The organism is Methylobacterium sp. SyP6R (genome assembly GCF_019216885.1).
GTDB lineage: Bacteria > Pseudomonadota > Alphaproteobacteria > Rhizobiales > Beijerinckiaceae > Methylobacterium.
Map to the genome: position 1 here is coordinate 3,940,001 of NZ_JAAQRC020000001.1, position 21,431 is coordinate 3,961,431.

Annotated in this window: 22 protein-coding genes; 12 read left to right on the forward strand and 10 right to left on the reverse strand. The window is 71.1% G+C overall.

Features of this window, described 5'->3' with window-relative positions; genetic code table 11:
• The first annotated feature begins 57 nt into the window (after positions 1-57).
• On the forward strand, positions 58-348 hold the full coding sequence (locus HBB12_RS18150; RefSeq protein WP_236990624.1) for a ribbon-helix-helix domain-containing protein: 291 nt from the start codon (positions 58-60) through the stop codon (positions 346-348).
• Between the two features lies 1 nt (position 349).
• Here HBB12_RS18150 and HBB12_RS18155 read toward each other — a convergent pair whose 3' ends face one another.
• Positions 350-1,987, reverse strand: a complete 1,638-nt coding sequence (locus HBB12_RS18155) for a GMC family oxidoreductase (RefSeq protein WP_236990625.1) — start codon at positions 1,985-1,987, stop codon at positions 350-352.
• A gap of 104 nt (positions 1,988-2,091) precedes the next feature.
• On the opposite strand from HBB12_RS18155, the gene HBB12_RS18160 reads away from it, so the two are divergent.
• The 3 genes from HBB12_RS18160 (at position 2,092) to HBB12_RS18170 (ending at position 5,901) form a co-directional block, all read left to right on the forward strand.
• Positions 2,092-3,645: a tannase/feruloyl esterase family alpha/beta hydrolase gene (locus HBB12_RS18160; RefSeq protein WP_236990626.1), complete on the forward strand. Its 1,554-nt coding sequence runs from the start codon at positions 2,092-2,094 to the stop codon at positions 3,643-3,645.
• Between the two features lie 167 nt (positions 3,646-3,812).
• The gene (locus tag HBB12_RS18165) at positions 3,813-4,064 is read left to right on the forward strand and encodes a hypothetical protein (RefSeq protein WP_236990627.1); all 252 of its coding nucleotides are present in this window, start codon (positions 3,813-3,815) and stop codon (positions 4,062-4,064) included.
• A gap of 118 nt (positions 4,065-4,182) precedes the next feature.
• On the forward strand, positions 4,183-5,901 hold the full coding sequence (locus HBB12_RS18170) for a sensor domain-containing diguanylate cyclase (RefSeq protein ID WP_236990628.1): 1,719 nt from the start codon (positions 4,183-4,185) through the stop codon (positions 5,899-5,901).
• A 7-nt stretch (positions 5,902-5,908) separates the two neighbouring features.
• Here the strand turns inward: HBB12_RS18170 and HBB12_RS18175 are convergent, their stop codons facing one another.
• Positions 5,909-6,463 carry a hypothetical protein gene (locus HBB12_RS18175; RefSeq protein ID WP_236990629.1) on the reverse strand — a complete coding sequence of 185 codons (555 nt, stop codon included), beginning with the start codon at positions 6,461-6,463 and terminating at the stop codon, positions 5,909-5,911.
• Positions 6,464-7,063: 600 nt separating this feature from the next.
• Here HBB12_RS18175 and HBB12_RS18180 point away from each other — a divergent pair.
• Entirely contained in the window at positions 7,064-7,840 is a 777-nt protein-coding gene (locus HBB12_RS18180; RefSeq protein WP_236990630.1) for an SDR family oxidoreductase, read from the forward strand.
• An 85-nt stretch (positions 7,841-7,925) separates the two neighbouring features.
• Here the strand turns inward: HBB12_RS18180 and HBB12_RS18185 are convergent, their stop codons facing one another.
• Positions 7,926-8,126: a hypothetical protein gene (locus tag HBB12_RS18185; protein ID WP_236990631.1), complete on the reverse strand. Its 201-nt coding sequence runs from the start codon at positions 8,124-8,126 to the stop codon at positions 7,926-7,928.
• A 304-nt stretch (positions 8,127-8,430) separates the two neighbouring features.
• Here HBB12_RS18185 and HBB12_RS18190 point away from each other — a divergent pair, with 304 nt between their 5' ends.
• From HBB12_RS18190 to HBB12_RS18200, 3 genes are all read left to right on the forward strand, one after another.
• Positions 8,431-9,348 carry a 50S ribosomal protein L11 methyltransferase gene (locus HBB12_RS18190; RefSeq protein ID WP_236990632.1) on the forward strand — a complete coding sequence of 306 codons (918 nt, stop codon included), beginning with the start codon at positions 8,431-8,433 and terminating at the stop codon, positions 9,346-9,348.
• Positions 9,349-9,624: 276 nt separating this feature from the next.
• Positions 9,625-10,797: a zinc-dependent alcohol dehydrogenase gene (locus HBB12_RS18195; RefSeq protein ID WP_236990633.1), complete on the forward strand. Its 1,173-nt coding sequence runs from the start codon at positions 9,625-9,627 to the stop codon at positions 10,795-10,797.
• A 41-nt stretch (positions 10,798-10,838) separates the two neighbouring features.
• Entirely contained in the window at positions 10,839-11,387 is a 549-nt protein-coding gene (locus HBB12_RS18200) for a cyclase dehydrase (protein ID WP_236990634.1), read from the forward strand.
• 143 nt (positions 11,388-11,530) lie between these two features.
• Here HBB12_RS18200 and HBB12_RS18205 read toward each other — a convergent pair whose 3' ends face one another.
• A complete protein-coding gene (locus HBB12_RS18205; protein ID WP_236990635.1) occupies positions 11,531-11,920 on the reverse strand; it encodes a hypothetical protein in 390 nt (129 codons plus the stop codon).
• 169 nt (positions 11,921-12,089) lie between these two features.
• On the opposite strand from HBB12_RS18205, the gene HBB12_RS18210 reads away from it, so the two are divergent.
• The 3 genes from HBB12_RS18210 (at position 12,090) to HBB12_RS18220 (ending at position 14,075) form a co-directional block, all read left to right on the forward strand.
• Positions 12,090-12,905, forward strand: a complete 816-nt coding sequence (locus tag HBB12_RS18210) for a DUF6662 family protein (RefSeq protein WP_236990636.1) — start codon at positions 12,090-12,092, stop codon at positions 12,903-12,905.
• Between the two features lie 301 nt (positions 12,906-13,206).
• The gene (locus HBB12_RS18215) at positions 13,207-13,716 is read left to right on the forward strand and encodes a RidA family protein (RefSeq protein WP_236990637.1); all 510 of its coding nucleotides are present in this window, start codon (positions 13,207-13,209) and stop codon (positions 13,714-13,716) included.
• A 20-nt stretch (positions 13,717-13,736) separates the two neighbouring features.
• Positions 13,737-14,075 (forward strand): GNAT family N-acetyltransferase, encoded by a 339-nt coding sequence (locus tag HBB12_RS18220; protein ID WP_236990638.1) that lies wholly within the window; start codon positions 13,737-13,739, stop codon positions 14,073-14,075.
• A 28-nt stretch (positions 14,076-14,103) separates the two neighbouring features.
• On the opposite strand, the gene HBB12_RS18225 is transcribed toward HBB12_RS18220, so the two are convergent.
• Positions 14,104-15,726 (reverse strand): hybrid sensor histidine kinase/response regulator, encoded by a 1,623-nt coding sequence (locus HBB12_RS18225; protein ID WP_236990639.1) that lies wholly within the window; start codon positions 15,724-15,726, stop codon positions 14,104-14,106.
• Between the two features lie 378 nt (positions 15,727-16,104).
• Here HBB12_RS18225 and HBB12_RS18230 point away from each other — a divergent pair, with 378 nt between their 5' ends.
• A complete protein-coding gene (locus tag HBB12_RS18230; protein ID WP_236990640.1) occupies positions 16,105-16,632 on the forward strand; it encodes a peroxiredoxin in 528 nt (175 codons plus the stop codon).
• Here the strand turns inward: HBB12_RS18230 and lpxB are convergent.
• From lpxB to lpxD, 5 genes are all read right to left on the reverse strand, one after another.
• Complete coding sequence (gene lpxB, locus HBB12_RS18235; protein ID WP_236990641.1) at positions 16,619-17,800, reverse strand: lipid-A-disaccharide synthase; 1,182 nt, start codon at positions 17,798-17,800, stop codon at positions 16,619-16,621. The genes HBB12_RS18230 and lpxB overlap by 14 nt on opposite strands.
• Positions 17,797-18,735: an LpxI family protein gene (gene lpxI / locus HBB12_RS18240; protein WP_236992825.1), complete on the reverse strand. Its 939-nt coding sequence runs from the start codon at positions 18,733-18,735 to the stop codon at positions 17,797-17,799. Before lpxI ends, lpxB begins: the two co-directional genes overlap by 4 nt.
• A 27-nt stretch (positions 18,736-18,762) precedes the next feature.
• Complete coding sequence (lpxA, locus tag HBB12_RS18245) at positions 18,763-19,581, reverse strand: acyl-ACP--UDP-N-acetylglucosamine O-acyltransferase (RefSeq protein ID WP_236990642.1); 819 nt, start codon at positions 19,579-19,581, stop codon at positions 18,763-18,765.
• The gene (gene fabZ, locus HBB12_RS18250) at positions 19,578-20,033 is read right to left on the reverse strand and encodes a 3-hydroxyacyl-ACP dehydratase FabZ (protein WP_442919368.1); all 456 of its coding nucleotides are present in this window, start codon (positions 20,031-20,033) and stop codon (positions 19,578-19,580) included. Before fabZ ends, lpxA begins: the two co-directional genes overlap by 4 nt.
• A 154-nt stretch (positions 20,034-20,187) precedes the next feature.
• Entirely contained in the window at positions 20,188-21,243 is a 1,056-nt protein-coding gene (gene lpxD, locus HBB12_RS18255; RefSeq protein ID WP_236990644.1) for a UDP-3-O-(3-hydroxymyristoyl)glucosamine N-acyltransferase, read from the reverse strand.
• Positions 21,244-21,431: the final 188 nt, after the last annotated feature.

Genomic DNA, 21,431 nt, shown 5'->3' on the forward strand with positions numbered 1-21,431 from the left:
GCCGAGCCGCCTCCCGCTTCAATATCCTTGCCGCAACACGAGACAGGAGGAGCCCCCATGTGCCGGATCTTCGCCGAGCAGACGCCGGAGCGCTACGCCTACGAGACGCGCTCGCTGCGGATCGGCGGGCACTGCACCTCCCTGCGCCTCGAGACCGCGTTCTGGACCATCCTGGAGGAGATCGCCCGCCAGGAGGGCCTCAGCGTCGCGAAATTCGCCACCAAGCTCCACGACGAGGTGCTGGAACGGCATGGCGAGGTGCGCAACTTCGCCTCGCTCCTGCGCTGCTCCTGCCTGATCTACCTGTCCGAGGGGAGCCGTGCCCCCACGCTGATGGCGGCGGAATAGACTATCTCACCTCTTCCAGGATCATCGCCGCTCCCTTCTCGGCCAGCATGATCGTCGGCGAGTTGGTGTTGCCCGAGGTGATGCGCGGCATCGCCGAGGCGTCGGCGACCCGTAAGCCCCGGATCCCGCGCACCCGCAGGCGCGCATCGAGCACCGCGCCGGCATCGTGGTCGGCCCCCATCCGGGCGGTGCCGACGGGATGGAAGATCGTGGTGCCGAGGTCGCCCGCGGCCTTGAGCAGGTCGGCGTCGCTGGTGAGGCCCGGCCCCGGCAGGTGCTCCTCCGGCCGGTAGCGGGCGAGCGGCGCCTGGGCGACGATGCGGCGGGTCAGCTTCAGGGAATCGACCGCGACGCGCCGGTCCTCCTCGGTCGAGAGGTAGTTCGGGCGGATCTCCGGGGGGCTGAGCGGGTCGGGGCTCGCGGCGTGCACGCTGCCGCGGCTCGACGGACGCAGGTTGCACACGCTCGCCGTGAAGGCACCGAACGGGTGCAAGCCCTCGCCCCACTTGTCGAGGGAGAGCGGCTGGAAATGGTATTCGAGGTTGGCGGTGGCGTAATCGGGCGATGAGCGGGTGAACACCCCGACCTGGCTCGGCGCCATGGTCAGCGGCCCGGTGCGGAACAGCGCGTATTCGACGCCCATCCAGCCGCGCTTCACCAGATTGGCATAGGTGAGGTTGAGGGTGGGCACGCCCGTCACCTTGTAGACCGGCCGGATCTGCAGGTGATCCTGCAGATTCTCGCCGACGCCCGGTGCGTGATGGGCGACGTCGATGCCGAGGCCCCGGAGCCGCGCCCCGTCGCCGATGCCGGAGAGTTCGAGAAGTTTCGGCGTCGCGACGGCGCCGGCCGAGAGTACCACCTCGCCGTTCGCCCGGGCGAGGTAGCGCTGCCCGCTGCGCTCGAACACCACGCCGACGGCGCGGCCGTCCTCGATCAGCACCCGCTCGACATGCACGCCGGTCTCGAGCCGCAGGTTCGGGCGGGTCAGGGCCGGCTTCAGGAAGCCGCGGGCCGCGCTCCAGCGCCGGCCGCGGCGCTGGTTGACCTGGAAGTAGGACGAGCCCTCGTTGTCGCCGGTATTGAAGTCCGGGATCTTCGGGATGCCGGCGGCCGCCGCGGCGTCCCGGATCGCGTCGAGGATCGCCCAGCGGATCCGCGGCGGCTCGACCCGCCACTCGCCGCCGGAGCGGTGGAAGCCGTTCGGCGGCGCGATGTGGTCCTCGTGCTTGAGGAAGTACGGCAGCACGTCGTCCCAGCCCCAGCCGTCGAGGCCGAGCTGGCGCCAGCCGTCGTAATCGGCGGCCTGGCCGCGCATGTAGATCATCGCGTTGATGGCCGAGGAACCGCCGATGACCTTGCCGCGGGGATAGGCGAGGGCGCGCCCGTTCAGGCCGGCCTCGGCCTGGGTGGTGAACAGCCAGTCCGCCCGCTTGTTGCCGATGGCGAAGAGGTAGCCGGCCGGGATGTGGAACCAGATCCAGTTGTCGCGCCCGCCCGCCTCCAGCACCAGCACGCGCCGGTGCGAATCGGCCGAGAGGCGGTTGGCGAGCACGCAGCCCGCCGAGCCCGCCCCGACCACGATGAAGTCGTAGGTGCCGAAATCCTCGAAAGCCCCGCCGGCCGTGCTGCCCGCCATCGCGTTTCCTGCCCTGATCTCTCGTTCCGGCCGGTTTAGCGCATTCCGCTGGCGACGGCGCAAGGGGTTGCGGTTAAGCTCTCCGAAAAGCCGGGGAGGGGACGATGGGGCGCAAGGTGGGGATCGCGGTCGGGGTGGCGGTCGGCCTGTTGTCGGCACCGGCCCTCGCCGGGGAATGCGGCGCGCTCGCCAACCTCAGGATCGAGGCGGTGAACCTCCACTCGGCCGCCGAGGTGCCGGCCGCCGGGGACCTGCCGGCCTATTGCCGGGTGCTCGGCACGGTGCGGCCGGCGATCAGCTTCGAGGTGCGGCTGCCGCTGCAGAACTGGAACGGCAAGTATTACGGCACCGGCTGCGGCGGCTTCTGCGGCACCCTGCTGTCGGATGCGCCGGGCTTCACCAACGCGATGAATTACGGCCTGCGCCGGGGCTACGCCGCCTCGACGATGGATGGGGGCCATTGGGGCACCGGCTCGGCCGACGGGCGCTGGGCCGCCGGCGACCTCGTCGCCCGGATGGATTGGGGCCAGCGCGCGGTGACCGAGACCGCCCGGGTCAGCAAGGTGCTGGTGCGGGCCTTCTACGACCGGCCGCAGGCGAAGTCGTACTTCGCCGGCTGCTCCACCGGCGGCCGCATGGCCGCGATGGAGGCGCTGAAATACCCGAAGGATTTCGATGGGATCATCAGCGGGGCGCCGGCCCTCGACTATACCGGTCTCGTCGCCACCAGCTTCGCCTTTGTGACGAAGGCGAATACCGGCGCCGACGGCAAGCCGATCCTGACCACGCCGCGGGCCAGGCTGGTGGCGGAGGCGGTGGCGGCCGCCTGCGGGGCGAAGGAGGCCGGGGGCCTCGTCGCCGATCCGCGGCAATGCAGCTTCGAGCCGGCGTCCCTGCGGTGCACCGGCAAAACAACGGACAAGTGCCTGAACGAGGCCGAACTCGGGGTCTTGGAGAAATGGTATGCCGGCCCGACGGATGCGGCCGGCCGGCAACTCTATCCGGGCGGCATCCCGCTGGGTTCCGAGGCGCATTGGCCGCGCTGGCTCACGGGCTTGGGCAACGCGCCGGCGATCCTGCCGCTCTTCTCCGCCGATTTCCTGCGCTACATGGCGTTCTGGCCCTCGCCCGGGCCGGCCTATCGCGTGACGGATTTCGATTTCTCCGCCGATCCGGCCCGGATGGCGCCGCAGGCGCAGGTCTACAACGCCGCCACCTACGATCCCGCCGCCGGGGCCGTCCGGCCGGTCTCCGACCTGTCGGCGTTCCGCGACGCGGGCGGCAAGCTCCTGATCTATCACGGCTGGGGCGATCCGCTGGTCACGCCGTTCATGAGCGTCGCCTTCTACGAGGCCTTGGCCCAAGGGTTCGATGGAAAGGGGGCGGGCGGCCTCGACCGGCTGAGGGACACCGCGCGCCTGTTCATGGTGCCGGGCATGGACCATTGCGGCATCGGCACCGAGGGGCCGGGCATCTCCGACACCGGCATCGATCCGCTGACGGCGCTGGAGCGCTGGGTCGAGGCCGGCGAGGCGCCGCGCGAGCTCGTCGCCACGAAGCGCGATGCCGGCGGCGCGGTGTTCTGGTCGCGGCCGGTCTGCGCCTATCCGCAGGTCCCCCGCGCCGAGGGAGCCGGCCTCACCTGCCCGGCGCCCTGAGGAGGCAGGCGACGGCCCCGGGTGGCCTCGGTTCGGTACCGACCGGCCTCGGCCGGTCGGCCTAGGGCGATTGTGTCTGCACGGCGGATAGAATTCCTCTAGAGTGTAACGTGTTAGCAGTTATCCAGGGCCGCTTTCGTGGCATCTGTGCCGCAGGAGTGGCAGGCATGACCGACGACGCACGACCCCGGGTCCTCTCGATCACCAGTGTCACCGCCGTCAGCACGATCGACGGCGGCGACACCCTGGCGGCCGAGGTGAGCGGGCCGGATGGCGGCACGGTCTTCCTGCTGATTCCCCTCGGCGCGGCCGGCGCCCTCATCACCCAGCTCACCGATGCAGCCGAGCGCGGGGCGCAGGAGCGCCGCCTCCACAGCCGGGGGCGCCATCCGGGCCAGGACACACAGGATCTCTCGTAGGATCCCCGGGCAGGATCTCCGCCGTCGGTCGGCACGATCGTTCGAATGCGAGCGATCGGCTGAACCGTTCGTTTCGTCAGACGGGCGAGAACGGGCCCCCGGGTCGCGGAGGTCCATCGTGTCGTTCAGGAATCGCCTCCGCTTCGAGCACCAGCTCGCCGCGCTGGTCGGCTTGCTCTGCCTCGCCCTGGTCGGGGCGACGGTGGGCGGGGCGATCTGGCTCGAGCGGCGGAGCGCCCTCCGGCTGGCCGAGGACCGTCTCGCCCGCCTCGCCGCCGGCATGGCGGAGAACCTCGACACCACCTTGCGCGAGCGCTTCCGCGAGATCCAGGTCGTCGCCGGCCTCGCGCCCTTGCGCGAGCGCTGGGCCACCGACCCCGCGGCCACCCGCGGCGTTCTCACCGCCATGCGGACCACCGCCCCGGATTACGCCTGGCTCGGCTTCGTCGCGCCGGATGGCCGCGTGCGGGCCGGTACGGAGGGGATGCTCGAAGGGATGGCGATGACCGGGCGGACCTGGTTCGAGACCGGGCTGACCCGGCCCAATGTCGGCGACGTGCACGAGGCCGTGCTGCTGAGCCGGCTCCTGACACGCACCGAGCCCGAGCCCCTGCGCCTCGTCGACCTGGCCGCTCCGGTGCGCGATGCCGGCGGTGCCGTCATCGGAGTGCTCGGCGGTCACCTGAGCTGGGACTGGGCGATCCGGGTCCGCCGCCGGCTCCTCGACGAGGGACTGCCCGGCACCGACCTGTGGGTGCTCGACCGGAACGGGCGCGTGATCCTGGGGCCGCGCCTCGGCGTGATGCCGTTCGGGCCGAAGCGGCTCGGCGTCATGGCCGAAGAAGAGAGGGGCACCTTCGCGGCGGAGATCGCCGGGGAGACGCGGCTGGCGGGCTTCGCCTCGGCGGCGACGGGAGCGCGGAGCGGGATCGCCGGCGGCGATCCCGGCCTCGGCTGGATCGTGGTGGCGACCAGAGCCGAGGCGGAGGCCGTCGCGCCGGTGCAACGTTCCGTCCAGGCGCTGCTCGGCCTCGGCGCCGCCGTCGCCGTGCTGGGCATCGCGCTCGCCTGGTCGCTCGGGCGCCGCGCCGCGGCCCCGCTCCGGCAGTTGACCGCGGCTTTGGACCGGGTCGGCCGCGACGCCGACGCCACGACCCTGCCGCGCCTCGACGGGGCGCGGGAATTCGCCGCCCTCTCGGCGGCCCTGCGCTCGCTGCTGCGGCGGATCGGCACCGTCGAGCGCGAGCTCAGCGACGTGACGCTCCGCTCGACCCGCGTCGCCGCCTTCTACCGGCGCCAGATCGAGGATCTGCGCCAGGTCGCCGGCACCGACATTCTGACCGGGCTCCTCAACCGGCGCGGCTTCGCCAAGCCGGCGGAGATGGCCTTCGCGCAGGCCAGGGACGGCTACGGGGTCGCCGTGCTGGTCGTCGACGTCGACCACTTCAAGGGCGTCAACGACCGGCACGGCCACGATGCCGGCGACGCGGTGATCCGCCGTGTCGGCGCCCTGCTGGTGGAGGCGTTGCGCATCTCCGATACCGTGGCCCGCTTCGGCGGCGAGGAATTCGTGGTGCTGCTCGTCGGCCTCGGCGGCGCCGAGGCGGAGCACATCGCCGAACGCCTCTGCGGCGCGGTGCGCCACGCCGAGATCGCCCATGGCGGCCGCACCATCGCGGTCACGGTCAGCATCGGGGTGGCGACGGTGTCGATACGCGACCCCGACATCCAGGCGACGATCGCCCGGGCGGACGCGGCGCTCTACGACGCCAAGGCGCATGGGCGCGATCGGGTCAGCGTCGCGGTGGCGCGCGAGGAGGCCGGGCGGGCGGCGTGAGCCGTGCTCACCCCCGTTCCAGGCCCACTGACCGGCGGACGAAGCCGAAAGCGGAGGTCAGGCCGCTCGCCGCCGCCTCGGCAGTGGCCTGCACCGCGTCGCTCGCCGCTTGCAGGGTTCCGCCGGCCGGCATGGCCGAGGCGGGGAGGGCCGCGACGCGGCTCGCCGCCCGCGCGAAGCCGACCTGTAGCACCTCGCGATCATGCGTTACCAAGGCGGCCAGCCGTGCGTCCGCCAGGGCGACGATGAAGCCGCCGTCAGTGAATGCGATCTCGACCAGGGCCTTGGGCCGACTCTCGTCGGCCTCGACCGCCGCCAGGGCCGAGGCCGCCAGACCGGTCGCCCCGGTCAGGTCGAGGTTGGAGGCCAGGCCGAGGCCGCCCTTGAGGCCGGTCAGAACCTGCTCGCCCCAGTTGCGCTCTCCGGCTATGCCGCCGTGCGACTCGATGGTCACGACCGCATCGACGCCGCGCTCGGCTCCGTCCGGCGTCGTGAAGACGCCCGCCTCGTACTGGCCGCGTCCCTTGCCGCAACTGCCTGCAACGACTTTGATCTCGGCCATGAGGACGCCCCATCCGCCGGCAGTGGTTCCCGGTTGCGATCCCGATGCCACCATCCTCGACGGTCCGGCGAGCTTAATGGTGCGGTTGTAGCCCTGTCGAGAGGCACAGGCGGCCTGCGGCCTCGGCCGCGACGCTGGTTTGGCCCTCGCGGACCCCCACGTTTCGGGTGGAACCCGATCACGCCAAGCTCCGTTGTTACTGCATGTGAGTATCCGTGCAGTCATGGAGGCGGCAATGATGAAAGGTGGATTGCTCTGGTTGATCGGAATTCCGATTCCGATCATCCTGATCCTGTTCTTCTTGGGCTATCTGCACTGACGGAACTGGAAGGCGCAGGCCGGACGCGGCGCGGGATCGGTGTGAAAGCCGGGCTTGCGCCGCTTCCATGCGTTCGACGGGCCCGCGAGGGCCTGTTCGACTTGAGAGGCGGAGGCGGGACACCCCGCCGTGGCGAGCCACCCTCCACCGATCGGGCGGCTGCCGGGATCCGATCGTCCGACCCCGCTCTTGCGCGGCGCCGTCGTCGCTTGGCAGACAGGCGCGGCGGACGGCTCACCCGAATCCGGGGAAGGAGCCGCCGCACGGGAGGACACGAAACCATGGCACAGGATCTGGCCGGGAAGATCGCCTGGGTGACGGGCGCGGGCAGCGGCATCGGCGAGGCGGCGGCCCTGGCCCTCGCGGGGGCGGGGGCCCGGGTGGTGCTCACCGGGCGCCGGGAGGAGCCGCTGCAGGCCCTCGCCGAGCGCATCGCCGCGTCGGGCGGCGAGACGGTGGTGGAGCCCGGCGACGTCACGGATGCGGCCCGCATCACGGCGATCGTCGACAGCATCGCGGCGCGGTTCGGCCGGCTCGACGTGCTGGTGAGCAATGCCGGCAGCAACGTGCGCGAGCGGCGCTGGGACGCCCTGTCGCCGGAGGGCGCGCAAGCGGTGATCGAGGCCAACCTGTCGAGCGCCTTCTACGCCTCGCTGGCGGTGCTGCCGCTGATGCGGGCCCAAGGCGACGGCGTCCTGATACACACCGCCTCCTGGGCCGGGCGCTTCGTCAGCCCGGTGAGCGGGCCGGCCTACACGGCGGCCAAGCACGCAGTGGTGGCGATGAGCCACAGCATCAACATGGAGGAATGCGTCAACGGCATCCGCTCGACGGTCCTGTGCCCGGCCGAGGTCGCGACCCCGATCCTCGACAAGCGCCCGGTGCCGGTGACGCCCGAGGACCGGGCCCGCATGCTCCAGCCCGACGACATGGCGGCGCTGATCCTGTTCGTGGCGACGCGCCCCCGCCACGTCTGCCTCAACGAGGTGGTGATCAGCCCGACCTGGAACCGCGGCTACGTGCCGGATGCACGACTGGGCTCGCGCCTGGGCGCGTAAAGCATTCGACGGCGCGCGTATCGATCGCCTCGGGAGATCGTGTGGCGATCACCCGAAGCCATGGGAGCCGGGACCGGAGGCCGGTTCATGCGCCCTGCGCGCCGGCGGCGCCGGTCTTCTCGGCCTCGGCCTGCAACTGCAGCTCGCTCCGGTGGAGCCGGCTGAGCAGCATGAGCATGCGGCCCGGCAGGGCCGTATCCTCGGCGGTGAGCGGCGCCGCGCGGCGCCAGATCGCGGTGTCCCGCGACGAAGTGGTGGTGTCCCGCGAGGCGGGAGGTTCCCGCACGGGAGTCTGAGCCGGATCGGCACCGGATCCATCCGGCCGAACCTGCTCGCGAACTCGGGCACGCATTGGTCGATCCTTCAACGGCCGGCTTCTGGCGACCGGCGCCGCTATGAACGCCGACCGGCTGCGCCGGTTCCGCAGGGATCGGCAAGGTTTCCCTCACGGCACCTCGCTGATGCGCCGATGCCACACCGGACCGACCGGTGCGACTCGTGCAGCGAACGAGGCGTGGCGCGGCGAGAGAGATGCCGCGCCGGCGTGACGGGGCGGTGACGGCGGGCGGCGCGGATGCTATTGGCGCGACATGCTCGAAGGCCTGCCGCCCCACCGCCCGACCCACGTGCTGCGACTCGACACGAACGAGCGCGCGGCCCGCGCCATGACCGACCTGATCGGCGAGGTTTTCGACCCGACCGAGACCGCGGTCGCGGCCTTCGAGGCCGAGGACGGCAAGACATGGCACCTCGAGGCCTATTTCTCCGAGGAGCCGGACGAGGAGGCGGTGCGCGAGCTGATCCGCCCGATCCTCGGCGATGCCGCCGACGAGGCCACCTTCGCGGCGATCGACCAGCAGGACTGGGTCCGCGCCTCCCTCGAAGGGCTGAAGCCCGTGCGGGCCGGGCGCATCCTGGTCCACGGCGCACACGACCGCGGCCGGGTGCAGCCGAACGACCTGCCGATCGAGATCGAGGCGGCGCTCGCCTTCGGCACCGGTCACCACGGCACCACGCTCGGCTGCCTGCTCGCCCTCGTCGACGAGGTGAAGCGCCGCCGGCCCCACCGCGTCCTCGATGTCGGCACCGGCACCGGCATCCTGGGGCTCGCCGCCGCGCGCCTGCTGCACACCAAGGTCATCGCCGGCGACCTCGACCCGGAGGCGGTGGCGACCGCCCGCACCAATGCGAGCTTCAACGGGCTCGCCAACCTGATGGCCTTCTACGAGGCGCCGGGCCTGCGCCACCCGCTCGCCCGCGTCGCCCGCGGCTACGACCTCGTCTTCGCCAACATCCTGGCCCGGCCGCTGCGGGGCCTCGCCCCCAGCCTCGCCCGCGCGGTGGCGACGGACGGCACCCTCGTCCTCTCCGGCCTCATCCCCCGCGACGTGCCGGGCGTGCTCTCGGCCTATGCGGCGCAGGGGTTCCGCCTGCGCCGGCGCCGGCTGATCGAGGGCTGGGTCACCCTGGAACTGCGCCGCGGCGGTGCGGCGCCCAGGCCGCGCTGAAGGCGCGAGCCCGCATTGTCGAGCCGCGCTGAAGGCGCGAGCCCGCATTGTCGAGCCGCGCTGAAGGCGCGAGCCCGCATTGTCGAGCCGCGCTGAAGGCGCGAGCCCCGCTCACAAAGGTCGCGTGAGGTTTCAAGGAACAGCCGCAACGTTGATCGGTTGTCCGGGCATCGCCGCTTACCGGTAGGGGGTATTAGTACCTGAGCCGGGGCGGCCCGTGCGCGCGGACCGCCAATCCCGGCGCTTCCGCGGCACACGCCTCGGAGACGATCAGCGATGAAAGCCCTCGTCTGGCACGGCACCGCGGATATCCGCTGCGACACGGTTCCCGATCCGACGATCGAGGACGGGCGCGACGCGATCATCAAGGTGACCTCCTGCGCCATCTGCGGCTCCGACCTGCACCTCTACGACCACTTCATGCCGGGCATGAAGTCGGGCGACATCATGGGCCACGAGACCATGGGCGAGGTGGTCGAGGTCGGCCGGGACAACAAGACTCTCAAGGTCGGCGACCGGATCGTGGTGCCGTTCACCATCATCTGCGGCCAGTGCGAGCAGTGCAGGCGCGGCAACTTCTCGGTCTGCGAGCGCACGAACCGTAACGCCAAGCTCGCCGAGGCCGCCTTCGGCCACACCACCGCGGGTCTGTTCGGCTACACCCACCTCACCGGCGGCTATGCCGGCGGCCAGGCCGAGTACCTGCGGGTGCCCTTCGCCGACGCGACCCACATCAAGGTGCCGGGCGGCATCCCGGACGAGAAGCTGCTCTTCCTCTCCGACATCTTCCCGACCGGCTGGCAGGCGGCGGTGCAGTGCGACATCCAGCCGGAGGACACGGTCGCGATCTGGGGCTGCGGCCCGGTCGGCCAGATGGCGATCCGCTCGGCGATCCTGCTCGGTGCCAAGCGCGTCATCGCCATCGACCGGGTACCGGAGCGCCTGACCATGGCCCGTGCCGGCGGCGCCGAGACGATCGACCTCGATGGGGAATCGAACGTCGTCGCCAGGCTCAACGACATGACGAACGACAAGGGGCCGGAGAAGTGCATCGACTCGGTCGGGATGGAGGCCCACGCCACGAGCTCGCTCGACGCGATCTACGACCGTGCCAAGCAGGCGGTGATGCTGGAGAGCGACCGGCCGCACGTGCTGCGCCAGATGATCATGGCCTGCCGCCCGGCCGGCGTGCTGTCGATTCCGGGCGTCTATGGCGGCCTGATCGACAAGGTGCCGTTCGGCGCGGCGATGAACAAGGGCCTGACCTTCCGGATGGGCCAGACCCACGTCAACCGCTGGAGCGACGACCTCCTGCGGCGGATCGAGGAGGGGCAGATCGACCCGTCCTTCGTCATCACCCACACGGTGGGGCTGGAGCAGGGGCCGGAGATGTACCGGACGTTCCGGGACAAGCAGGACGGCTGCATCAAGGTGATGATCCGGCCATGACCTACCCAAGCACCCGCGAGACAGCCACGGATCGTTCGCGCATGAACCGCACCGTCGATCCCCGCTCCCGCTCGGCCCACGATGCCCTGGCCCGCGGCCTCGGCTGGTTCTCGATCGGGCTCGGGCTCGCCGAGATCCTGGCGCCCCGGGCCCTGTGCCGGGCGCTGGGTCTCGATGGCCGCGAGGCCTTGATCCAGGCCTACGGCGCCCGCGAGGTCGCGACCGGGGCGGCGATCCTGATGAGCCACGATCCGACGCCATGGATCTGGGGCCGGGTCGCGGGCGATGCCCTCGATCTGGCCACCCTGGCGACCGGCTTCGAGGGCGACAATCCCCGCGCCGGCACCCTGGCGCTCGCCACCGCGGCAGTGGCGGGGGTGACGCTCGCCGACATCGTCTGCGTCCAGGGCCTGACCGCCGACAAGCGCCTGCCGCCGCCTGGGACCTACGAGTACCATAACCGCAGCGGCTATCCCGGGGGCCTCGCCGCCGCCCACGGCGCCGCCCGCGATTTCGCGGTGCCGCGGGATTTCCGCATCCCCGACGCTTTGCGCCCTTGGCGCGACGGGCGGCCGGCTCGGCCAGCTTGATCGGTTGACTCGACAATGCTCGACGTCATCCCGGGGCTTGTCGAAGACGAGAACCCGGGATGACGTCGAGGGTGTCGCCACTGCCAGGGTCAAAGAAAAGGGCCCCCTCTCGGCGGCCCTCCTGCTCCGGTCGGTCCCGAAGCCTACTCCTTGTCGCCGCGGTGGATGCCCTTGTCGCGGTTTTCCTTCAGGCGGCCGTCATCCGAATGCTGCACGGTGCCCTGGTTCGGCGCGTCCGGGTTCTTGTGGTTATGGCGACCGTTGTCGTCAGTATTGTGTGACTGAGACTGCTGCTTCTTGTCGGTCATATCCGTATCTGCCATGATCTGCGGTGTGAAGCGGTGAGTGATGCGATAACATATGATCGGGGTGCAGGTTCCTGACCGAATCGCGTGACTGTGCGCGGCGGAGCGCGACATTCGGTCGGACGGTTTTTCGTGTCGCAGGGGGCTGGGCGGATCTCTAGTTTTGACCAGAACCTGCCGCCCGGCATCGCGCAGGGGCGGGGCTCCGGTGTCGCGCGGTACCTCCATTCCCGATCCCTCCGAAACCGTTGACGATCGGAATGGCCGTGCCTATTTATTATAGCAATAGCTATAATGATGAGCCGTTGCGATGCGCCATGCCCATTCCCCGTTTTCCTCCCGCACGGCCGGGTTCGTCCTGGCCTGCCTGGCGATCGGGCAGGGAGATTCGCCCGCCGTGGCCCAGTCCCTCCCGACCGCCGCCGAGAACCTGACCCCCAGCGACCTCGACAGCGAGCACCTGTTCGGCTTCACCGAGGGCAGCGACCTCGGCGTGCCCGGAGAGGTGGAACTGGAGTGGGAGACGAACGGGCGGCTCGGCAAGCGCCTCGGCCGCTTTCTCGCCGTCGACAGCGGCCTCGCCCTGAAGATGCCGCTGACCGGCGACTTCCGTCTCGCGCCGGGCGTCACCTTCAACGCCTACGACATCGGCGCCCGGACCACCGGCGGCGTCAACGGCGGCTTCCTCGAAACCCGCCTGCGCCTGCTCGACCGCCGCGCCGCCCCGTTCGGCCTGACGCTGAGCATCGTGCCGGCCTACGGCACCGTCGATGGCAGTTCGGGCGCGCCGGCGCGCAGTTTCGGGACAGATGTCGCGCTGCTGGCCGACCGCGAGCTGATCCCCGGAAAGCTGGTCGCGGCGGTCAATCTCGGCTTCGCCTTCTCGACCACGCGCCCGACCGCCCCGGACCAGCGCGCGCTCGGATCGGGCATCGAGGCCGCCGCCGCCCTGGCCTATCAGGTCCGGCCGGGCCTCTTCGTCGGGGCCGAGACGCGCTATGCCCGGACCTATGACGGCTTGGCCCTCGACCGGCTCGCCGGGCAGGCGCTCTATCTCGGGCCCACGCTCTACACGACCCTGTCGCCGCAGGCCTGGGCCTCGTTCACCTGGAACGTCCAGGTCGCCGGGCGGGCGTCCGGCGAGCCGGGACCGCTCGACCTGTCGGGATTCGACCGTCACCAGATGCGGCTGCGCGTCGGCTACAATTTCTGAGCCTCGCCCCGGGCGCGCCGTCACTTTCCGATTGCCCTCGGGAGAGGCTGCCCCTAGCGTCGTCGCATGAGCATGCTCCGCCCGACGATGACCGTCCGAGGCCGACGCCGCGTTCGACGCGGTCGGCGGGACGGGGGCGCGTAGCTCCTCGCCAGCTTGAGCAGCCTTCGCGCCGCTCGCTTGCACCCACACCGGATCGCGTCCTCCCGAGCCTCGCGGCCGTGAGCGCGGCGGGGCGTCACCTGCCCCGTGCGGTGGAGCCCGATCGCTCGGGGCCGGGGCGCAAGCAGGGCACCCTACCGTGAAGACCATCGACCCGCCGACCGTCTGGACCGTGCCGGAGCCGTTCCGCACGATCTACATCCATGCCTGCGAGGTGCCGGCCGGCCGCCTCCTCTTCGTCTCCGGCCAGTTCGGCGTCGCCCCGGACGGGCGGATCCGCGAGGACTTCGCCGGGCAGCTCGGGCAGGCGATGGACAACGTCGAGGCGCTGCTCGCCGCGGCCAGTTTGGGATTGCCGCACGTCGCTAAGGCGACGTTCTTCCTGACCCGCGCCGCCGACCTCGCCGAACTCGGGCAGATGCGCCGGGCGCGCTGGGCCTCCGACAGGCCAGCCGCCGTCACCGTCCTCGTCGTTGCGGGCCTTGCGCGGCCGGATGCGCTGGTAGAGGTCGAGGTGACGGCCATCGTGGAATGCAGGGACCCAGGGCCGGACGTCCCGATATCGGGGCCTTTCGTCCCGCGACGAAGGCGGATGTCCCAGCGATCCAGGCCCTGGTGCGGGCGGCCTACGCGAAATGGGTGCCGGTGATCGGCCGGGAGCCCGTACCGATGACGGCCGATTACGCGCAGGCGGTTCGCGTGAACCGCTTCGACCTGCTGGAGCGGAACGGCGTGCTCGTCGCCCTGGTCGAGACGATCCCGCGGGCCGACCATCTCTCGGTCGAGAATCTGGCGGTCTCCCCGGAGCATCACGGCCAGGGGCTCGGCCGGGCGATGTTGCGGCGGGCCGAGGCCGTCGCGCGCGACCTCGGCCACACGGCGATCAAGCTTGGAACGAACCAGGCCTTCGCCGGCAACATCGATTTCTACCGGCGGGCGGGCTTCGCCATCGAGCGCGAGGAGCCGTTCCGGGGCGGGATCGGGGTGTACTTCACCAAGACGCTCTGAACGGAGGGAGGCCCGGCGAGAATCGGGCCTACCCCACCCCCGTCGGTCCATCCAGCGTCAGCCGCACCCGGCGCGCCAGCTCCATCCGGCGATAGGGCTTGTTGAGGATCTCGAACTCGCTGCCGCCGGCATCCGTGCGCTCGATCGAGGCCTCGGCATAGCCGGTGGTGAGCAGCACCTTGATCCGCGGCTGGCGCTCGCGGGCGGCACGGGCGAGCAGCACGCCGTTCATGCCGCCGGGCATGATCAGGTCGGAGAACAGCAGGTCGACCTTGCCGGCGGAATCGAGCAGGTCCAGAGCCTCCTGCGCACCGTGGGCGACCAGCACCGTGTAGCCGAAATCGTCGAGGATCACCCGGGCGGTCTCGGCGACGTCCGGGCGGTCGTCGACCACCAGGATCGTCTCGGTGCCGCTCCGGTCGGTGGCCCGCGGCGCGGGGCGGCGCTCGGCGGCGACGGCCTGGTCGGTGGCCGGGAAGAGCAGGCGCACGATGGTACCCTGGCCGACCTCCGAGGTGATCCGCACCGTGCCGCCGGATTGCCTGGCGAAGCCGTACACCATGGCGAGGCCTAAGCCCGTGCCGCGCCCCTCCTCCTTGGTGGTGAAGAACGGCTCCATCACCCGCGCCAAAATCTCCGGCGGCATCCCCAGCCCGGTATCCCGCACCTGCACCACCGCGTAGGCGCCCGGCCGCACCATCAGCAGCAGGGCCATCTCGTCGTCGATGGTCAGGTTCTCGGTCTTGATCGTCACGGTGCCGCCGCCCGGCATCGCGTCGCGGGCGTTGAGCAGCACGTTGAGCAGCGCCACCTCGGTCTGGGTCGGGTCGATGCGGCAGTTCCACAGGTCCGGCGCCAGATCGGTCTGCATCACGACGTGGTCGCCGAGCGTGCGCCCGGTGATCTCGTTCATGCCGCGCACGAGGGTGTTGAGGTTGAGCGCGCGTCCGTCGAGGCGCTGCTTGCGGGCGAAGGCGAGGAGCTGGTGGGTGAGCCGCGCCGCCCGGTCGGTCGCGGCGCGGATCGCCTGGCCGGCGCCGAGCAGCCGGGTCGCGTCGATCCGCGGATGCTCGGCGAGCGCCAGTACCACGTCGGTATAGCCGCCGATGACCTGGAGCAGGTTGTTGAAATCGTGGGCGATGCCGCCGGTGAGTTGCCCTAAGGCCTCCATCTTCTGGGCCTGGTGGAGGGCGAGCTCGGCGTCGCGGCGCCTCGACACGTCGAGCTGAGAGCCGAAGAAATAGACCAGCTCGCCCTTCTTGTCGTAGACCGGCGAGATGAACAGCGCGTTCCAGAAGGTCGAGCCGTCCTTGCGGTAGTTCAGGATCTCGGTCGCCAGTTCCTTGCGCTCGGCGATGGCACGGCGCACCTCCGCTACCGTTTCGCGGTCGGTCTCGGGTCCTTGCAGGAAGCGGCAATTGGTGCCGACCAGTTCCTCCGGCGTGTAGCCGGTCATGCGCAGGAACGCCTGGTTGGCGAAGACGATCGGGTTGTCCGGCTGGTGCGGATCGGTGACGATCATCGGCATCCGCGTCGTCTCGACGGCGGCGAAGAAGATGTCCGAGTGGGTGTCGGTGACGGCGCGCGGACCGCGGGACGTGACGGCGGGCCCGAGGCCGCCGAGATCCGGCTTCTCCGATATGTCCGCCATCAGAAGGCCCCCTTGCCGCCGGCTGAGCCACGCGACACGCGGTCAGGCCTCCATCATCGACGATGAGATAGGCGTCACCGGCGGATATCAATCGGCGCCAAAGGATAGTGCACGATTTTCAGGAGTGCGACTTTGTCGCGGCGGCCTCATGGAACGATCGACGTTCTGGAGACGCGATCGACGCGCGGGGCCCGCATTGATGCCGATCTGGTCCGATGCTCCTCTCGTCTTGTCGCAAGTCATCACGGCACCGCAGCGTAGAGATGGACCCGCCCGGCCCGGAGGACCAATTTTTGCCGTGACGGCCGGCCTGCCCCGGGGCTAATTTCGCGGTGCCCGTTTCGCTTGCCCGCGATTCTCGATGCCTGCGAGGTTCCGATGCAGCCCGCTACCGTCCCGGACGTGACCTTCCACACCCGCATCCGGAACGACGCCCTCGGCGGCCCCAATCCGTTCGAGTGGAAGGATCTCACCTCGGCCGACGTGTTCGGCGGCCGCAACATCGTGCTGTTCGCGCTGCCCGGTGCCTTCACGCCGGCCTGCTCGGACGACCACCTGCCCGGCTACGAGCAGCATGCCGACGATTTCGCCGCACTCGGCATCGACCAGGTGATCTGCCTGTCGGTCAACGACGCCTTCGTGATGTTCCAGTGGGCGAAGTTCAAGGGCATCGAGAAGGTGTTCATGCTGCCCGACGGCAATGCCGACTTTACGCGCCAGATGGGGATGCTGGTCAAGCGCGGCCGCCAGGGTATGGGGATGCGCAGCTGGCGATACTCCATGCATGTCGAGGCCGGCACGATCCGGAAGATGTTCATCGAGCCCGGCTTTCGCGACGATCCGCCGGGCGTCGGCCTCACGGTCTCGGATGCCGGGACGATGCTTGAGTATCTCAGGAGCCGCTGAGAGAGCGTCTGCCTGCGGCCGTCAGCACGATCCGGGCGGCGCTGCGGCTCGGGTCGTCGCCGTCGGGCAGCCGCATCGTGGCGTCGAGGCGGGCGAGCGCGGCCTCCTGCGCCGCCCGGGCCGGGCCGTCGGGCAGGAGCGGGCCGAGGGCCGCCGCCAGGCGATCCGGCGTGCAATCCGACTGGATCAGTTCGGGGATCGCGTTCTCGCCCAGGATCAGGTTCGGCAGCACGATCGTCGGCACCTGGATCAGGCGGCGGACGATCACCTCCTCGATCTTCGGCACCTGGTAGGCCACCACCATCGGCACGCCGGACAAGGCGAGTTCGAGGGTCACGGTGCCCGACGCCGCGAGTGCCGCCCGGGCGTGGCGGAAGGTCGTGAGCTTGGCGGCCTCGCCGTCGATCAGGCGCGGGGTCACCGGCCAGGCGGCGGCAAGGCGCTCGATCAGGGCGCGGTGGCGGGCGACGGCCGGCAGCTCGACCGTGACGGCGTGGCCCTGCGCCCGGAGCTTGGCCAGGGTCGCGCCGAAGATCGGCATCAGCCGCTCGATCTCGGTGCGGCGCGAGCCCGGCAGCACCGCGAGGACCGGGGAGGGGCCCTGCCGGGCCGCCTGCTCGGCGGGGCCCGGGCGCAATTCCTCTAAGCGCTCGATCAGCGGGTGGCCGACATAGGTGCAGGCCGGACCATCGAGGCGGCGATGGGCGTCGGGCTCGAACGGCAGCAGGGCGAGCACATGGTCGATGTAGCCGCGCATGGTCTTCGCCCGCCACGGGCGCCAGGCCCAGACGCTCGGGCTGACGTAATCGACCACGGGGAGATCCGGCAGCTGCCGGCGCACCCGGCTCGCCACCGCATGGGTGAAGCCCGGGCTGTCGATGATCACGAGCACGTCGGGACGGGCCGCCACGCAGGCCCGCACGGTCTGGCGGATGCGCCGCATCAGGAGGCGGATGCGGGCGGCGACCGCGAGGTAGCCGATCACCGCCACGTCCTCGAGCGGGAACAGCGATTCCATCCCCTCCGCCGCCATCGCGTCGCCGCCGACGCCCGCGAGGGTGAACGGCCGGTCCGAGAGGCCGCGCAGCGAGCGGATCAGCTTGGCACCGAGCTGGTCGCCGGATTCCTCGCCCGCCACCAGCCAGATCGTGAGAGGACGCTCGCTCAACGGGAGGGCTCCGGGTCGGGCGGCCAGGAAGCGGGAGGCAAGAAATCGGGAGGCGAGGAAGCAGGAGGCAAGCCGAGGAGGAAGAGGCCGAGGCGGTCGGCGAGCGCCACCGTCTCCGCCCGGTCGAGCACCAGAGTGTCGCCGGCCCCGACCGCGATGCCGAGGCAGCCCGCTTCCGCTGCGCGGCGCACGGTGCGCGGGCCGATCGCCGGCAGGTCGACCCGGAGGTCCTGGCCGTCCTTCGCGCGCTTCACCAGCACCATCCCGGCGGGCGGACGCCCGAGGCCGAGGGGACGGCGGGCGAGCCCGCGCGCGCGCGCAAGCATCCGGTCGGTGCCCTCCGGTCCCTCGACCGCCAGCACCCGCCGGCTCGCCACCACGGCGGCTTGTCCCACATCGTGCGGCGACAGGCTGGCGAGCAAGGCCCGCCCGGCCTCGACCGAGGCCTCCGATGCCGCGTCGGGCCCGAGGGTGCCGAAGCGGCCCCGCGGCGCCATCAGCCCCGGCGCGAGGTCGCGCACGCCGAGCACCTGCAATCCGTGTTCTTCGAGGAGCGCCAGCACGCCGCGCAGCAGGTGGTCGTCGCCGCCCGAGGCCAGCGAGCGAAGCGCCTCGCGGTTGCGATAGGCGGCGAGCGTGTTGAGCAGGGCGGCCGGGCTCGGCCGCGCCACGGCCCCGGCGAGGGTCACCCCGGCGGGCGCCCAGGCGCACAGGGTATCGAGGGCGCCGCGCACGTCGAGGAGATCGACCGTGGCGTCGGCCCGCCGACGCGTCGCCGGATCGGCGAAGCCCCGGATCGCCAGCACCCGGCAGGAGCGCCCGGCCCCCTCGAGCGCGGCCGCGATGAGGAGCGGCAGCCTGCCGGCCCCGGCCACGATCGCGACCGGGCGCGCCGGCCGCGCGGCCGGTACGGCCTTCGCCGCCGCGGCGGCCATCACGCGGCGCTCCTCACGCGGCGCCCATCAAGCAGGACCCGGGGCCTCGCGCGGGGTGCAGACCGAGCGCTTGCCGCCCTCGCGGATGAAGGCCAGGATCTCCTGCACGATCGGGTGCTGGTCGAACTCCGCCGCCACGTCCTCGACCCGCTCCATCAGGGTGCCTTCGAGGGCGAACAGCAGGCGATAGGCCTTACGCAGCGCGTGGATCTCCTCGCGGGAGAAGCCGCGGCGCTGCAGCCCGATGATGTTGAGCCCCGAGAGATGGGCGCGGTTGCCCACCGCCATGCCGTAGGGGATCAGGTCGTTCTCCAGCCCCGACAGGCCGCCGACGAAGGAATGCGCGCCGACCCGGGCGAACTGGATCACCGCCGCCCCGCCGCCGAGGATCGCGTAGTCGCCGACCTGGCAATGGCCGGCCAGCATCACGTTGTTGGAGAACACGACGTGGTTGCCGACCCGGCAATCGTGGCCGACATGGCTGTTGGCGAGGAAGGCGCAGCCATCGCCCACCACGGTGGCGAGGCCACCGCCGGCGGTGCCGGGATTCATCGTCACGCCCTCGCGGATCTGGCAATCGGCGCCGATCGTCAGGGTCGAGTCCTCGCCGCGGAACTTCAGGTCCTGCGGCGGATGGCCGATCGAGGCGAACGGGTAGATCCGGGTGCGCGGGCCGATCGTGGTGCGGCCGGCCACGACGACGTGGCTCACGAGCTTCACGCCGTCGCCGAGCCGGGCCTGCGGCCCGACATGGCAGAACGGGCCGATCTCGACGCCGGCGCCGATCGCCGCGCCGTCCTCGACCACCGCGCTCGGGTGGATGCGGGTCTCGGATGCCTCGCTCATTCGGTCACCAGCATCGCGCCGATCTCGGCCTCGGCCACCAGCACGCCGTTCACCTTGGCCTCGCCCTTGAACCACCACATGAAGCGGCGGTTGCTGGTCTTGCGCATGTGGTACTCGACCACGTCGCCCGGCATGACCGGCTTGCGGAACTTCGCCTTGTCGATGGTCATGAAGAAGACCTTGCTCGGCTTGGCGTCGCCCTTGAGCTTGTGGGCGCAGCAGATCGCGCCGGCGGTCTGGGCCATGCCCTCGATCAGCAGCACGCCCGGGAAGACCGGGGCGGCCGGGAAGTGGCCGGTGAAGTGCGGCTCGTTGATCGTGACGTTCTTGATGCCGATGCAGCTCTCGTCGCGGTCGATCTGCACGATCTTGTCGATCATCAGGAACGGGTAGCGGTGGGGCAGGAGCTCCATCACCCGCAGGATGTCGGCCGTACCCAGCTCGGCAGGCATCTCGGTCATGGTGTCAGGCTCCCTCATGGCTGCCCCGGATACGCTCCGGACGTCCGGTGCGCCGTCTTTGGCGAGAAGCGCCGCGGATGCAAGCGATTTGCGGCGGGAGCGGGGCGACGGTATCTCCGCCGATGGATGCCCCGCCCCCGGGGCCTCAGCCCTCGCCCGCCTCGTCGCGGCTGCGCGCCGCCAGGTTCTTGAGCGTCGTCATCTCGCGGAACCACTCGCGCACGGGCTTGGCCGGCGTGCCGCCCCAGCGGGAGCCCGCCGGCACGTCCTTGTTGACGTTGCTCGACCCGGCGATCTGCGCGCCCATGCCGATGCGCAGGTGGCCGACCACCCCGACCTGGCCGCCGAGCACGACGTAATCCTCGAGCGTCGTCGAGCCCGAGATGCCGACCTGGGCGACGATCACGCAGTGGCGGCCGATGACGACGTTGTGGGCGATCTGCACCAGATTGTCGATCTTGGTGCCCTCGCCCACCACCGTGTCGCGGCTGGCGCCCCGGTCGATGGTGGTGTTGGCGCCGATCTCGACGTCGTCCTGGATGATGACGCGGCCGACCTGCGGCACCTTGAGGTGGCCGCCCGGCCCCATGGCGAAGCCGAACCCGTCCTGACCGATGCGGGCGCCGCCATGCACGATCACCCGATTCCCTAAGAAGGCATGCAGCACCGAGGCGTTGGGGCCGATGGCGCAAGACCGACCGATCCGCACGTTCGGCCCGACGACGCAGCCCGCCGCCAGCACCGTCTCGGCACCGATCTCGGCCTGGGGCCCGATCACCACGCCGGGATCGACCACCACGCCGGGTTCGAGCCGGGCGGTCGGATGGACGAAGGAGCCGGGCGACACGCCGGTGGCCCCGAACAGCGAGGTCGGACGCGCCGCGCTCGGGAACAGGCGGGCGAGCACCGTGGCGAAGCTCCGATAGGCCTGCGGCGTCACCAGCGCCACCGTGCCCTCGGGCACCCGGGCGGCGAAGCGCGGGGTGACGAGGCAGGCGCGGGCCCGCGTCGCCGCCAGGGCCCCGGCGTATTTGGCGTTGTCCATGTAGGCGAGGTCGTCGGGGCCGGCGCTCTCGAGGGGGCTCGCCGCGCGGATCACCGCCTCGCCGTCGGCACCCGGCGGCAGGGGCGCGCCGGAGAGCGCCGCGATCTCGTGCAGCGAGACGGGCCCCGCGAGGGGGAAGAAGACCGGTTCCGACATCGCCTGCATCCGCCAAGAGCATTTTCCGACGAAGTGGATACCGGTTCGTCGAAGAAAATGTGTCAAAATCAAAGACTTGGAGCACCATCCGATCGTCGCGATCGGATGGTGCTCCAAGGCCCCGCGGGCCGGATCGCGCCGGGCCGCTAGATCCTCCCGTCGAGGGGAGGGCGCCCGGACTACCCGGT